Annotated in this window: 12 protein-coding genes; 5 read left to right on the forward strand and 7 right to left on the reverse strand. The window is 64.4% G+C overall.

The window, feature by feature from the left end; all coding sequences use genetic code 11:
* The first annotated feature begins 447 nt into the window (after window positions 1–447).
* The gene (locus EOC83_RS18760) at window positions 448–1,398 is read left to right on the forward strand and encodes an EamA family transporter (protein ID WP_063168610.1); all 951 of its coding nucleotides are present in this window, start codon (window positions 448–450) and stop codon (window positions 1,396–1,398) included.
* Window positions 1,399–1,481: 83 nt separating this feature from the next.
* On the opposite strand, the gene EOC83_RS18765 is transcribed toward EOC83_RS18760, so the two are convergent.
* The 3 genes from EOC83_RS18765 to EOC83_RS18775 form a co-directional block, all read right to left on the reverse strand.
* A complete protein-coding gene (locus tag EOC83_RS18765) occupies window positions 1,482–1,631 on the reverse strand; it encodes a hypothetical protein (RefSeq protein ID WP_086081318.1) in 150 nt (49 codons plus the stop codon).
* Window positions 1,632–2,274: 643 nt separating this feature from the next.
* Window positions 2,275–2,622, reverse strand: a complete 348-nt coding sequence (locus EOC83_RS18770) for a DUF2934 domain-containing protein (RefSeq protein ID WP_027160800.1) — start codon at window positions 2,620–2,622, stop codon at window positions 2,275–2,277.
* Between the two features lie 97 nt (window positions 2,623–2,719).
* Complete coding sequence (locus EOC83_RS18775) at window positions 2,720–3,328, reverse strand: BA14K family protein (protein ID WP_063168611.1); 609 nt, start codon at window positions 3,326–3,328, stop codon at window positions 2,720–2,722.
* 249 nt (window positions 3,329–3,577) lie between these two features.
* On the opposite strand from EOC83_RS18775, the gene EOC83_RS18780 reads away from it, so the two are divergent.
* Genes EOC83_RS18780 through EOC83_RS18790 form a run of 3 tightly spaced genes read left to right on the forward strand, consistent with a single transcriptional unit; the run spans window position 3,578 to window position 8,789 of the window.
* A complete protein-coding gene (locus EOC83_RS18780) occupies window positions 3,578–7,690 on the forward strand; it encodes a Pls/PosA family non-ribosomal peptide synthetase (protein ID WP_063168612.1) in 4,113 nt (1,370 codons plus the stop codon).
* On the forward strand, window positions 7,687–8,136 hold the full coding sequence (locus EOC83_RS18785; RefSeq protein WP_244514318.1) for a GNAT family N-acetyltransferase: 450 nt from the start codon (window positions 7,687–7,689) through the stop codon (window positions 8,134–8,136). Before EOC83_RS18780 ends, EOC83_RS18785 begins: the two co-directional genes overlap by 4 nt.
* Before the next feature lie 47 nt (window positions 8,137–8,183).
* On the forward strand, window positions 8,184–8,789 hold the full coding sequence (locus EOC83_RS18790; RefSeq protein ID WP_063170289.1) for a 4'-phosphopantetheinyl transferase superfamily protein: 606 nt from the start codon (window positions 8,184–8,186) through the stop codon (window positions 8,787–8,789).
* A 9-nt stretch (window positions 8,790–8,798) separates the two neighbouring features.
* Here the strand turns inward: EOC83_RS18790 and EOC83_RS18795 are convergent, their stop codons facing one another.
* Complete coding sequence (locus tag EOC83_RS18795) at window positions 8,799–9,911, reverse strand: KamA family radical SAM protein (RefSeq protein ID WP_063168613.1); 1,113 nt, start codon at window positions 9,909–9,911, stop codon at window positions 8,799–8,801.
* 159 nt (window positions 9,912–10,070) lie between these two features.
* On the opposite strand from EOC83_RS18795, the gene EOC83_RS18800 reads away from it, so the two are divergent.
* On the forward strand, window positions 10,071–11,006 hold the full coding sequence (locus EOC83_RS18800) for a hypothetical protein (RefSeq protein WP_013530658.1): 936 nt from the start codon (window positions 10,071–10,073) through the stop codon (window positions 11,004–11,006).
* 28 nt (window positions 11,007–11,034) lie between these two features.
* Here the strand turns inward: EOC83_RS18800 and EOC83_RS18805 are convergent, their stop codons facing one another.
* From EOC83_RS18805 to EOC83_RS18815, 3 genes are all read right to left on the reverse strand, one after another.
* Window positions 11,035–12,591: a serine hydrolase gene (locus EOC83_RS18805; protein WP_063168614.1), complete on the reverse strand. Its 1,557-nt coding sequence runs from the start codon at window positions 12,589–12,591 to the stop codon at window positions 11,035–11,037.
* Window positions 12,592–12,732: 141 nt separating this feature from the next.
* On the reverse strand, window positions 12,733–13,623 hold the full coding sequence (locus EOC83_RS18810) for an NmrA family NAD(P)-binding protein (protein ID WP_063168615.1): 891 nt from the start codon (window positions 13,621–13,623) through the stop codon (window positions 12,733–12,735).
* Window positions 13,620–13,802, reverse strand: a complete 183-nt coding sequence (locus EOC83_RS18815) for a DUF1127 domain-containing protein (RefSeq protein WP_013530655.1) — start codon at window positions 13,800–13,802, stop codon at window positions 13,620–13,622. Before EOC83_RS18815 ends, EOC83_RS18810 begins: the two co-directional genes overlap by 4 nt.
* Window positions 13,803–13,978 lie beyond the last annotated feature (176 nt).

Here is a 13,978-nt window from a genome sequence, read left to right on the forward strand (position 1 = left end):
CGCCGATGGCGGCAATTGCCAGTAGGAACATGCCCGCCGTGATCGCTGTCTTCTCGGAATGTTCTGCCGGGCGAAGTTTGGTGTGAAAGAGGACTCCCGCCGGGCCATGCCCAGGTATCCAGCCTGCAAGGAACGTCCCACTATCCCCTCAATGCCGCTTAAAATACTACACCTCGCGCTCATGCTTCTCCATCGCCTCACGCGTCTCGAACGTTCCCAGATTCCGCCTTTTCCCGGTCTTCTCATCCTCCTAGCGCGAATAAAGCCGGTATTTTCCGCATTTCATTTTCCGGATCATTTCGCTCTCCCTGGCTGATAGTTTCCCCTTGCCCTTGAGGTCCGCGCGGCTGCCCAGATTCCTCCTCGACCTCTCAAAACGGATGCACGACCCAACGACACAGGCTATATTGCCCCGTCTGGCCGAGGTCATCGAAGGGGAGGCATGACATGCAGGCAATGCCGATAGCGCATCAAGCCGCGCAACCCGTGCGCCCCATATCCTCCCTGGCCGGCTATCCGGCCGCCGTCCTGTGCTGGCTGCTTTCGGCCGGTGTCTACATCGCGGCCAAATGGGTGGCGCCTGAAATGCCGCCCTGGGGTCTCTGTTTCTGGCGGCTGACGCTTGCCTGCGCCATCCTGCTGCCGATCGTGCACCGTCATCACGAGGCGATGATCGGGCTTTTGCGAACGCGCGCCGTGGAGGTCGTCGCCGTGGGGGCGATCGGCCTGACGCTCTGCCAGGGTATGATCTACCATGGCCTCAACCACACCGACGCCACCACGGCCGGCATCATCATGGCGCTGTCGCCGGTCATGACGATGGTGCTTGCCCGTTTCGTGCTTGGCGAGCCGCTCGGCCTGTGGAAGTCGCTTGGCGCGCTGGTTGCGCTTGCCGGGATGATTTTCATCGTTGCCCACGGCAACCTGACGGCGCTGCTGCAGCTCAAGCTCAACGCCGGCGAGCTGTGGATCGTCGGCAGCGCGTTCTGCTGGGGCCTCTACACCGTGCTTTTGCGCCGTGCCAAATTCGGCATCGAACTCCTGCCGATGGTCGTGCTGCTGCTCGGCGCCGGTGCGCTGGTCGCCTTGCCTTTCCATGCGTGGGAATTGTTCAACGACGAACGCTCCGCCATGAACGTCCACAGCCTTCTCGCGCTCGCCTATCTGGCAGGTCCCGGCGGCGCCCTGATGTACTACCTCTACAACAAAAGCGTGCAAACGCTGGGTGCTAGCCGGGCAAGCATGCTGCTCTACCTGCAGACGGTGTTCGTGGCCGTGCTCGCCTATCTGCTGCTCGGCGAGGGCTTGCACGATTACGACCTGGTCGGTGCGGCCTTCATCGTCGCCGGCATCGTGCTCGCTACCGTAGTCAGGCCAGCTCAACCACGCGTGGCGTAGACATCTTGCGGGTGACGGCTGTATTCAGCGCCGGCCGCATTGGCGTTTGGTGAGTCACCATTGCGACAGCCAGAGGCCCCCTCTCAATGCCGCTTGAAATACTGCACCTCCTTCTCGTGCTTCTCCGCCGCCTCGCGCGTATCGAACGTTCCGAGGTTGCGCCGCTTGCCGGTCTTGTCGTCCTTCTTGCGCGAATACAGCCGGTATTTGCCGTCCTTGAGTTTTCGGATCATCTCGCTCTCCCTGGCTAGGATTGGCCCTGATCAAGGTTTCCGCTTACCGGGCGGCGGCCTGCCGACCAGCGCCTGCGTCTTGTCGCCATGCTCATTCCCCGGTTGTGTCAGGGATCAACGCCGTTCCAATCCAAATGATCCACCCGTTCGAAGGCAGCACTCTACGGCGCCCCCCCTCTGGCCTGCCGGCCATCTCCCCCACAAGTGGGGAGATTGGCAGCTTTGGCGTCGGCGCTTTCTGGCAACGTCGAAATTCGGCGAGCGCCGGCCAAAACGCAAAAACCCGCCTGGGCGGCGGGTCACTGGCGCAAATCAGCACCATAGGCAGAAATGTAGCATAGCTGCCCTCACCCCGTCAAGAAAAAATTCCTATCCCATCGACAAGCTCCCTGTCCGGACACATGCATCCCGGCCACGAAGGCTAGCGGCGCAATTGCGGCGGCAGCCGACATTCCAACGCAGTAAATTCAGATCCAACTTGACGGAACATTAGCCAAAGCTAATTGTTAGTGGATGCGGCAGGTGGTGCCCTCCATCGCCTGCCGAAGATCGGCCCTCCGATCGGCCCGCGTCCTCCGCCAGAGGCGCGGGCTTTTCGTGCCGATCAGCCGTCGCAGCCTAGCCGGCATTTTTCGTCCTCCGACTATTTCGCCAGTCCCTCATCGGGGTTTCGCCGCCCTTTGGCCTTGAGGCTGCGCGCGGCTTGCTCGACCGCGGCGCGGTCGTTGCCCAAGCGGTCGAGCAGTTCCTGTGCCTCGTCGCCGGAGATGCCGGTGCGCACCGCCAGCGCCTCGACCTCCAGCACGTCGGAGCTGGCGATCTCGCCGGTTTCAGGCAGCGCGTCGCCCGCCGTCAGCGGCAGGGCTCCCTCGCGGTCGATCTCGGCCTCGGCCTGGTGCCAGTGCCGCTCGGGGTCGCCCTGCATGCGGCCTTCCCGTTCCCAGATCTGGTAGGCGCGCTCACGAATTCTGTCGTCCCGGTCGTCGCTCATGGTCAGTCCTCCTTCGGGTCAGGGTTGAACGTCGCGCCAATGCGGACGCTCCGGAAAATCCGCGCGATCGGATCGCCATGCCGGCGGTGCGCGGGGGCTACTGGCATTGCCGTCTCGGGCCACCGGAGTATGGCTGGTAGCTGTTGTCTTCCGGGCGATAGGAGCGGTAGCGGCTGAAGCAGGAATCGACATGGTCGGCCGAAAGCGCTTCGCCGTCATCATCGGCAAGGTAGACGCCAAGGCCAGCGCCGTTTTCCCCGCCGTCGCCGGCAGCCGGCTGGCCGGCCTGACCGGCGGCTTCGAGATAGGGCGAGATGCAGGGGCGCAGCTGCCCGCTGTAGGAGAGATAACTGTTGTCGTCCGGATGGTAGGAGCGATAGCGGCTGGCGCACCAGGCGAGATGCGGACGCGGCAGGTCGGTTGCCTTGGGCGCGATGGCGCCGGTGACCGTCGGGTCGGGCGGCGTTTCCGGCGGTTTGGCGGGGATGTCGGGCGGCGCCGGCTGGGCGGCCGGCAGGCGTTCGAGGCCCTGCCCGGCTTTGTTCACCGGCCGCGCCTTCTTGGTCCACAGCTCCGCCACGCTGACGGTGGCCGTTGCCTGGCGCGGCGGCTTTGCGGCAAGCAGCCAGGCGGCGAAGCCCAGTCCGCTGCCGAAGACCGCAAGGGTCAGCACGAAGCCGCAGACCAGTCCCAAAACCGCTTTCACGACACGCTCCTTCAGTCCCTGCTCATAGAATGCGGGGCCTCAAGGCTGGTTCCAGAAAAACGCTGGCGCGCGCGCCGGCGTTGCCGCCGGGCGCAGCCGCCAAGGGAGGCTCAAAACCCCGCCCAGACACAGTTCAGAAACAATATTCAACAGTTCGGAAAAACTGCCGAAAAGATCGGATGGCATAAGCATCCCACAACAACTGGAAAAATGGCCGTGCCGGGCAATGCCCGGCCTGGACGGGAAAGTATGGAAATGGATCACGGTGTCGATGTCGCCGAACTGGACGCGGAACGATCGGGGCTGGAAAGCGGCCCGGCAGGTGTCGATGCGCTGGTAAGAACGGCTCCCGCGACAGCCAGGCGCGGGCAAATCCTGACGGGCGCCGACTTTGCCCGCCAAGGCTTGCCCGGCGAGCGGCTCGACACCGTCTTCGAACAGCTTGCCGAGATGTTCGCAGCGCTGCCGGCGGTGATCTCCGACGGGCGTGTCTGGACCTATCGGGAGCTGGACAGGCGGGCCAACCAGTTCGCCCGCCTGCTGATCAAGCGCGGCGTGAAGCCGGGCGACCGCATCGGGCTCATCCTCGACCGCTCGGCGGAGACCTATGTCGCGCTGCTCGCCGTGATGAAGGCGGGCGCTGCCTTCGTGCCGCTGGCGACCGCCTTTCCCGAGGAGCGGATGGCGCTCATCATCGAAGACGCCGGCGTCAGCCTGATCGTCACCATCGCCGCCTATGCGTCGCGCGCCGGCCAGCTGCCGGTCCCGCATCTGCTGATCGACAGCACTGCTGCCGAAATCTCCAGACAATCCAACGCGCCGCTGCAGCCGCATGCGAAGGCCGCTTCAGCGGACGACACCTGCTACATCCTCTACACGTCGGGCACCACCGGCAAGCCCAAGGGCGTGGTCATCAAGCACCAGAGTTTCGTCAATTTCATCCGCGTCGCCGCCGCCTCCTACGGCTACCGGCCGGGCGACCGCGTCTACCAGGGCATGACGATCGCCTTCGACTTTTCCTCCGAAGAGATCTGGGTGCCGTTCGTCGCCGGCGCGACGGTGGTGCCCGCTCCTGGCCAGATGCCGCTGGTGGGCGAGGAACTCGCCGATTTCCTGCGGCTCCATGACATCACCTGCATCGCCTGCAGCCCGACGCTGCTGTCGTCGATGACATCGGATGTGCCCAGCCTGCGCACGCTGCTGGTGGGCGGCGAGGCCTGTCCGCACAATCTGGTGGTGCGCTGGTCGAAGCCGGGGCGGCAGATCCTGAACACCTACGGCCCGACCGAGGCGACCGTCACCGCCACCATGGGCGCGCTGACGCCGGACAGTCCCGTCACCATCGGCGCGCCGCTGCCGACCTACTCGATCGTCATCCTCGACGCTTCGCTGCCGCAGCTTGCCGAGCCGGGCGAACTGGGCGAGATCGGCATTGCCGGCATCGGGCTCGCGGTCGGCTATCTCAACCGGCCCGACCTGACCGAACAGAAATTCATCGCCGATTTCGTCGGCCTGCCGAACAACCCGTCCAAGCGCATCTACCGCACCGGCGACCTTGGCCGCATCAACGACCAAAGCGAGATCGAGTATAACGGCCGCATCGACACCCAGGTGAAGATCCGCGGCTACCGCATCGAGCTCGGCGAGATCGAGGCGGTGCTGCTCGACCAGCCCGAGATCGCTCAAGCCGCCGTCACCACCTGGGAGATCGAGCCCGGCCGCGTCGAACTCGTCGCCTATTTCGCAGCGAAGGCCGGCCAGACGGCGATCTCGCGCGCGGACCTCGCCAGGACGATGAAGCGGCGGCTGCCGGACTACATGGTGCCCTCCTATCTCGAGGAGCTGCCGGCGATCCCGATGACGGTTTCCAACAAGGTGGATTTGCGCCAGCTGCCGAAGCCGACAAGCGTGCGGCTTTCGGGCGATCGCGCCATGGTCGCGCCCGCCAATGACGACGAGCGTTTCCTGGCCGACGCGCTGGCCGCGGTGCTGAAGTTCGACGAAGTGTCCGTCGAGGACAATTTCTTCGACGATCTCGGCGCCAACTCGCTGCTGATGGCGCATTTCTGCGCCCGTGTGCGCACCAGGAAGGAATGGGCGACGGCGTCCATGCGCGACATCTACCTCCACCCGACCGTGGCGCGGCTGGCGCTGCATCTGGGCGTAGCGGACGAGATGACGACGGCCACCAACGAGCCCGTCCTCACGCGGCGGGCCTCCAATCTTGCCTATTGGACCTGCGGCGCCGCACAGCTGATGTTCTACGGGCTCTACAGCTATGGCGCCCTGTGGGCGATCAATGGTGGTCTCAACTGGATGTACGACGCGCTCGACGATCCGCTGCAGCTCTACATCAGGTGCGTGGCGCTTTCGGCCGCCGTGTTCTTCGGCATGTCGGGTTTTGCCGTCCTCGCCAAATGGGTGCTGGTCGGCCGCTGGAAGGCGGAAGCGTTTCCCATCTGGGGCGTGCGTTACTTCCGCTTCTGGGTGGTCAAGACGTTGATCCGCACCGCGCCCGTCGTGCTGTTCCGCGGCAGCCCGCTCTACAGCATCTACCTGCAGCTTCTCGGCACCAGGCTCGGCAAGAACGCCGTCATCGAATCGAAATCCGTGCCCGTCTGCACGGATCTCATCTCGATCGGCGCCAACACCATCCTGCGCAAGGAATCGATGATCCTCGGCTTCCGGGCGCAGGCCGGCTATATCCACACCGGGCCGCTGACCATCGGCCGCGATGCCTTTGTCGGCGTCGGTTCGACGCTCGACATCGACACCAGGATCGGCGACGGCGCCCAGCTCGGCCATTCGTCCTCGCTGCACCGCGGCCAAAGCATCCCCGACGGCGAACGCTGGCATGGCTCGCCGGCCGTGCCGACCACGGCCGACTATTGCAAGGTGCGCAATGTCGATCCGTCCAACATCCGGCGCTTCCTGTTCGAAGCGGTTCAGCTGATCGGCCTGTTTGCCATCGTCACTCCCTTGCCGCTCCTGTTCCACAGCTATTGGGAAAATGTCGGCGACGACTACCAGGAAACCATCGGCGTCGTCGCGATCGGCACCACGGTGACGCTGTTCGGCTACATGGCCGCATCCTTCCTGGCGGCGACGCTGGTGCCGCGCCTGGTCAGCCTGCTGTTGAAGCCAGGCCGCACCTACACGCTGTACGGCTTCCGCTACTGGCTGCAGACCGTCGCTGAATTCTCCAGCAATTCCCGCGTGCTCGGCCTGCTGGCCGGCGACAGCTCGGCCATCGTGCACTACATGCGAGCGATCGGCTGGAATCTCAACAAGGTGGTGCAGACCGGCTCCAATTTCGGCTCCAACCAGCAGCACGAAAACCCGCTTCTGTGCGAGATCGGCACCGAGACCATGGTGTCGGACGGGCTGTTCATGATCAACATGCACAAATCCGCCGCCGCCTTCAGGCTCGAGCCGACGAGGATCGGCGAGCGCAATTATCTCGGCAACAACATCTACTATCCGCCGGACGGCCGCACCGGCGACAACGTCCTGCTCGGCACCAAGGTGATGATCCCCATCGACGGGCCGCTGCGCGAGAATGTCGGGCTCTTGGGTTCGCCTGCCTTTGAAATCCCGCGCATGGTGAACCGCGACAAGGAACTCATCGCCGGCATCGACGAGGACGACCGGCGCCGGCGCATCCCATTGAAGAACCGCCACAATCTGGTGACGATCCTGCTGTTCGTGGCAACGCAATGGGTCATGCTGTTCGCCACGCTGGCGATCTGGGACCGGGCGCTGAACTACTACACCGAATGGGCTGAAGTCGCACTGTTCGTCGCCGTGCTGCTGACCTCGGCGATCACCATTCCGTTCTACATCTTCGTGGAACGGGCAAGTCTTGGTTTCGGCAGGCTGAAGCCGCAGATGACGACGATCTATGACGTCGCGTTCTGGCGTCATGAACGCCACTGGAAGCTGGCGGATTCGCCGATCGTGCGGCTGTTCGCCGGCACGCCGTTCCGGCCGATGATCCTGCGCATGCTGGGCGTCAAGATCGGCAGCCGTGTCTATGACGGCGGCAGCAATCTGACAGAACGCTCGCTGGTGGAGATCGGCGACGACGCCACCCTCAACGAGGGCTGCGTCATCCAGGCCCATTCGCTGGAAGAAGGCGCCTTCAAGTCCGACTTCATCCGCATCGGCAAGGGCTGCACGCTCGGACCCTCCGCCTTTGTCCACTACGGCGTTGTCATGGGCGAAGGTTCGGTGGTCGATGTCGACTCCTTCGTCATGAAGGGCGAAGAGCTGGAGCCCAACTCCATATGGCGCGGCAACCCGGCCAAGCTGCATCGCTTCGTCGAACCGATCACCGAGTCCTCGGCCAAGGCATCGGCTTGAACACCGAGGACATCCGTCTCGTTGCCGTGACCAGGGCCAACCGCGCTCTGGTGGCGGCCCTGGAACTGGCTCCGGAGCAGAGGGATTTCGTCGCCGGCAATTCGGAGTCCCTCGAAGAAGCCGAAACCGACGAAGACGCGCGGCCGCGCGCCATCATGGCTGGGACCCGTGTCGTCGGTTTCCTGATGTACGATGCGTCGGACAACGAGGCGCTGGTCTACCGCTTCATGATCGACCGCGCCCACCAGGGCAAAGGCTATGGCAAAGCCGCATTGCGCGCCTTGCTCGACGAGATCGGAAATCTCGGCCATATCAGGGAGGTTTCGATCTGCTACGAGCCCGAGAACGAGGCCGCACGCCACCTCTATCGCGCAGCCGGCTTCGTGGAACAAGGCATCGACGAGGACGGAGAAATGATCGCCGTCCTGCCGATGGTCGATCGTTGACGCCGCCCGTTGCGAATTCATCGGCGGAAACGACCCTGCTGGAGGCTATGGCCGCGATCGCGCCGAGCGGTGTCCGGATCGGATGCCGCCTGATCCGCGAAGGCGATGAAGCCCATCTGCTGCCCATGGAAGCCCGCTCTATCGCGGCGCGCCAGCTTGCCATGCGGCGCGCCAGCGGCGCTGCGCGCTGGATCGCGCACGGACTGCTGGCGGAGCTTGGCGTCGGCGACGTCGCCATCCTGCGCGCGCCAACCGGCGCGCCGGTCTGGCCCGAGGGAATAATGGGTTCGCTCGCGCACGACGACGACATGGCGGTAGCGGCGGTTGCACCGGTTGGCGATATCGCCTCGCTCGGCATCGACGTCGAGCCCGCGCAGCCTCTCCCGGATGATATTTTGGCGCTCGTGACAACACCCGCGGACCGCACCGACGCAGCCGACCGGCATCTTGCCGGCCGCATCCTTTTTGCCGCCAAGGAAGCCGTCTACAAGGCCGTCTATCCGCTCGATCGCGAGGTGCTGGGCTATGAGGACATCACCGTCGACCTGAACGCAGGCCACGCGACGACGAAGACAGGCCGCAAGGCCAGGCTCGCCTACTGCGTTGCCCCGCGCGTGGTGGTGCTGGCGTTTGTCGAGAAAGACAGGGGTTAGCGCGCAGTCCTATTCGCCAACGATCTCCGTATACGCCCTCACCTCGCCATCCAGCCCGCGCAGCCGCCAGTTCTCGCCCTCCCGTCCCTCGACATGGCAAGGCCCGATCGGCACCTTGCCGCCGCCTTCCGGCAGGTCGAGCACATAGACGGGGTTGCAGATGCCCGACAGTCGCGCCCGCAGCGCTTCGGTCAGCGCCTGCCCCTGCGCAATCGTCGTGCGCCGGTGCGCCATGCCGCGCGCGAGGTCGCCATGGTGCAGGTAATAGGGTTTGACGCCGAGGCGATACATCAGCTCGCGGCAGAGCTCCTCCAGCGCCTCGACGCTGTCGTTGACGCCTTTGAGCAGAACGCTCTGGTTGAGCAGCACGAAGCCGGCTTGCCGCAGCGTGCGACAGGCGGTTTCCGTGGCCTGAGTGATTTCCCGCGCGTGGTTGAAATGGGTGACGATGGTGACCATCAGCCGGCCCTGCAGGGCCGCAACCAGCCCCGGCGTGATGCGCGACGGCAGCGCCACCGGAACGCGCGTGTGGATGCGCAGCAGCCGCACATGCGCGATCGCTTCGATGCGCGCGCGGATTTCGGCCAGCGCCTTGTCGGGCAGCGACAGCGGATCGCCGCCGGTCAGGATCACCTCGCGGATTTCGGGGTGATCCGCGATATAGGCCAGCGCCGGCTCCAGCGCCTCGCGCGTATAACCCCTGCCGATCGAGGTCAGCGATTCCTTGCGGAAGCAGAACCGGCAATAGACCGCGCATTGGTAGGTCGGGAACAACAGCACCCGGTCGGCATGGCGATGCGTCAAGCGCGGCACCGGGCTGAAGTCATGGTCGGCGATCGGATCGTCGAGTTCGCCTTCCGCTTCCTCAAGTTCTTGCGGAGACGGGATGACCTGCGCCCGGATCGGATCAGCCGGGTCGTTCCAGTCGATCAGGTCGAGATAGGCTTTGGGCGCGCGCACCTTGTGGTTCGCCGCCGCGGCCTGGGCGGCTGCGCGCTCGGCTGACGACAGCGGGAGGCGGTCAAGGTCGCGGACGTGGCGCACCCCGGCGCGGACGTCCGCCTGCCAGGCGGTGTCAGGATCGGCGGAGCGTGCATCGTGGAGGTTCGTGTCTGAAGTCATCAGGGTTCTCGGGGCAGTTTCTGGCGGAGCTATCGGCCGGATGGCCAGGCGGGTCAACCTTCTGGGGTGGTCGCCGCCATCAAATCCACCGCCTGCAAATCCGTAGGTATTTAGCCAAAATGGCACTATTCTGCGCAGTCTGGGCTTCAGGGAAAACGAATGGACTTCAGCACAGGCCATGGTTACCTGCTCATCGGCGGCCTCATCCTCGTCGGTACTGGGCTGCTCATCCTGTCGCTGATCGTCAATCTGCGCGTCGCCCACAGTGTGCGCGACGACGTGCGTCATCGCGAAAAGCTGCTGGAATACTACCGTAACATCTTCTCGCAGTTGGGCGTGATCCTGATCGGCATCGGCGTGTCGCTGTTCATCTTCTTTTTCCAGCAGAATTACCAAGACCAGCGCAGACGCGAAACGGATCTCCAGCAGGTTCTGGCCAAGCTGGCGGCGCGCATCGCTCGTGGCGCTCCCCTCGTCGAGTCACTTGGCGAATTCGACGCGCTGCTGGATGACGGCGGGGCCTACGTTAGTCCCGAACTTGGTGGAACCAACGCCGCCATCGGCGCGCAGGGAGCGGAGCTTGGCAAGCAGATCCGCGAAATCCTGCTGGTTGAGCGCGACGTCGACATCCGGGACTTCGACATCCTCAACCTGTCGCGCGATTTCGAGTCGTCGTTCGTCGTCAACCAGCTCGATCCGACGCTATGGTTCGACATCGTGCGCGACGAGAGCGAGATCAAATATGCCATCACCCAACTCACCCTCGACTACAAGGACCTGCAGGATGCGATCGGCGGCGAGCCGATCGAGGTTGCGATCGCCAATCCTGAAACCGAGCGCAAGATCAAGCACGAGGTGCTCGACATCTTCTACGATGCCGACCTCTTGCGCCAGCGCAGCAGGCGATTTCTCGGCCGTGCGTGCTGGCTTCTCAGCCACGGACGCAGCTTTGTCAGTCTTGCACCGGTCGACGCGATCGAAGCCGACGCGAGGTCACATCAGGAATGGATCGACAGATCGAAGCCCTCGCTGGCACAGACGAAATCGGGCAACGGCGATTGCTTCAAACTGCTCCGATACGGCCCGGCATCCTGACTCCCGGCGGGACCGGTCGATTTGGAAGTCAGTCCCCCACACGTTGCAGCGTGCCGAGATGATTGTCGTCGAGAAAACCTACAGTCATGGCCGACGCCTTGCCGTCAGCGCCGACCACGAAACTTACACCCGAGGGGCTGTCCGGCGTCTCCGCGTCGGGGAAGGTCAGGAAAAGATCACCGTCGAAATGCCTCAATGAATAGGACCGGCCGGCGGCCGGGCCCACCTTGAGTACAAGGTCGTCTCCCGCTTTCGACACAATCGCGTCGCCGATGAAGTCGTTGGCGTACCGGCCAGCATAGACACTGCCCGGCCCGGCTCGCCGTGACGGAGACGGCGGCGCGGCGTAGGCGGCCTTGGCCGCCGCGACCACCGGACCGAACAGGCCCGCATAGATATCATTCCACGCCTTGACCCAGTCCTTCTCGACCTTACCGTCGAAGACGAGATCGGCGAAGCTGTCGGACAATCCCTCCGGCAGGCCAGTCGGAAAGGCGTTGGCGACGATGACTATGCCCAGCTTCTCCTTTGGGAAGACTGTCACCAGGGTACGCGCGCCGACGCTGAAAGCGCCGGCGTGGCCCCAGCTCAGGCCGTGTCGGCCGAATTCGACATTCCAGCCGAGGCCGTAGAACGATGCGCCGCCGGAGACGGGGTTGTTGCCGCGCGATATCAGCGGAACATGCGTCTGGCTTAGCGCATCGGCGGCAATCAGTGTCTTGCCGGCATAAACGCCGTTGTGGAGGATGAGGCGCACCCATTGCGAGAGGTCACGTGCCGTAGAGCTGACGCCGCCGGCGGGCGCCTGCGCATCCGGATCGCGCTCTATCCTCGCTGCCCAGGCGCCATCGACCTTGACGTGAAGCGCGGCGCGGTTGGTTCGCTTGACGAAGTCCGAATGGCGGGAACTCGTGGAGGCCATGCCCAGCGGACGGTAGAGCTTCTCCTCGGCGACCTGCTCCCAGGGCTTTCCCGTCGGTGTCGCGGCTGCCACGGCACCCTCTGTCAATCCGAAATTGCTGTAAGAATACCCGGCCCGAAAGCTCGACGATGGCGGCACGAACCGCAGGCGATGCAGGATCTCGACGCGGTCGTAGCCAATGTCCTCGAGGTCGTCTCCGGCGGTGCCTGGAAGCCCGCTGCGATGCGAAAACAGGTCACGGACGGTGAGCTGGCTTGCCGGATAAGGATCGGCCAACCTGAAGGCCGGATCGAGATCGGCGATCTTCGAATCCCAGGACACGATCCTGTCGCTAACCAACGCCGCTACGACGGTGGCGGAAACCGGCTTGGAAAGGGAGGCGATCTGGAACACCGTGTCGGCGTCGACGATCTCAGGCTTGCCGGCCTCGCGATGCCCAAAACCCTTGAGGAAGATCACCTCGTCATCGCGCACGACGCCGATGGCGAGCCCGGGCACGGCACCGTCCGCGACGGCGGCTTCGGCAAGCGCTTCGAGCTTCGACAGGGCAGCAGTGATGCGCTCGGGCGTGAGGCTATCGGCCGGCGCCGCGTGCGGCCAAAGCGCCATTGCGGCGATGAAGACCCAAACCCTCCACTGGCAGAGATTCCGATTCAGCCGCATGCACAAGCCTCCTCCCAGGAATTCACATGACCATGATACAGGCCCGCACGGGTGAGACCAGCCCTTCTCGGGCGGCTCACGCCGCGAGCCGGATTCATCGGCCGCGCCGACGACGTCAGCTTCAGCGCCGCGCTCCTGTTCCTACCGCCCAGCGGCGTCCGCCATCGCAACAAAGGCGCTCTCGATGGTCTCGAAAGCCAGCTCCGGATACAGCACTCCGGCTTCCGGCGTGGCCGTCTCGAGCGCGGTCTCGCCGCGTATCCAGAATGCCCGCAGCAGTCCAAGCCAGGGGGCTGACGCGATCATCGCCTCAAGCTCCGCCGCACTCTGAGGCACGATGCGCGGCGAGCGGCCGCTCACCCGGCGCCACAGATCGATCATTTCGTTCTGGGTGATCTTGTTTCGGGCGATGCGGATCTCGCTGCGGATGGCCTTGGGATCGTTCAACGCGCGCAAGGTGACGGCGGCGATGTCCTTCTCGCTGACAAACGTCGCCGGCACATCGCCACCGCCATAAAGCGTCACCTCATCGGGCGGCAAGGGCGACGAGCCAAAGCGCATCAGATCGCCCAGCGTCGCCACCCAGGTCGAAAAGAAGCCGTTGGTGTAGATCACCGTGTAGGGCAGATCGGCTTGCCTGATCGCGTCGAACACGCCTCGCTTGAGATCGAGCGGCGGGATCGAGCCCGGGGCGGCGGCGGCGAAGTCGAGGCCGAAGCCGGCGGAAGGCACATAGCGGGAAACGCCGGCATCCCTCAGCGCCCGCACCAGCGTCATCTCGCTGGCCGAATGCACATGCACCGAGCTGATGACGCGGTCCACCGCACTGGCGGCGCGGACAAGGCTGTCATAGTCGTCGAGATCGCCGACGTGGATTTTGGCACCGAGCTCCTTCAGCGGGCGCAGCCGCTCTTCATCGCCGGCTGTTGCCGCACGAACCAGAACGTGCAGGCGATCGCCATTGCGGGCGCTGGCCTTCGCCATCTCGCTGCCCAGCAGCCCCGTCGCGCCGATGATCAGGGTGCTGGTCATATCGACCTCCCGTTGCGCAGGATGGAGCCGTCCCAGTCGCGCTCGAATCCGATGTCGTGCAAGCGATGGTTCGAGAAGCGTGAAACTTGGCGCAGCATCCGGCGGCGCTCGACGACTGCAGAGGCTCTGAGTGCAAGACCGCTCGTCGCGGCGCTGATGGATTCGAGAATCGGTTTCATGGTTCGTCTCCTGTGGTTCAGTAGGCGCAAGCGTGCCGACGCCGTCCGCAAGGGGACAAGCATGACGATTGCTCACACTGTTTCTGGTCGTTCAGCGCAGCGGCGAGATAGGAAAGCCGATCAATATCCGCTGCTACCCCTATAGATTGGACATTTCCGGGCTGGACGACAAACGA

The sequence above is a fragment of the Mesorhizobium sp. Primo-A genome (assembly GCF_003997175.1).
Lineage (GTDB): Bacteria > Pseudomonadota > Alphaproteobacteria > Rhizobiales > Rhizobiaceae > Mesorhizobium > Mesorhizobium ciceri.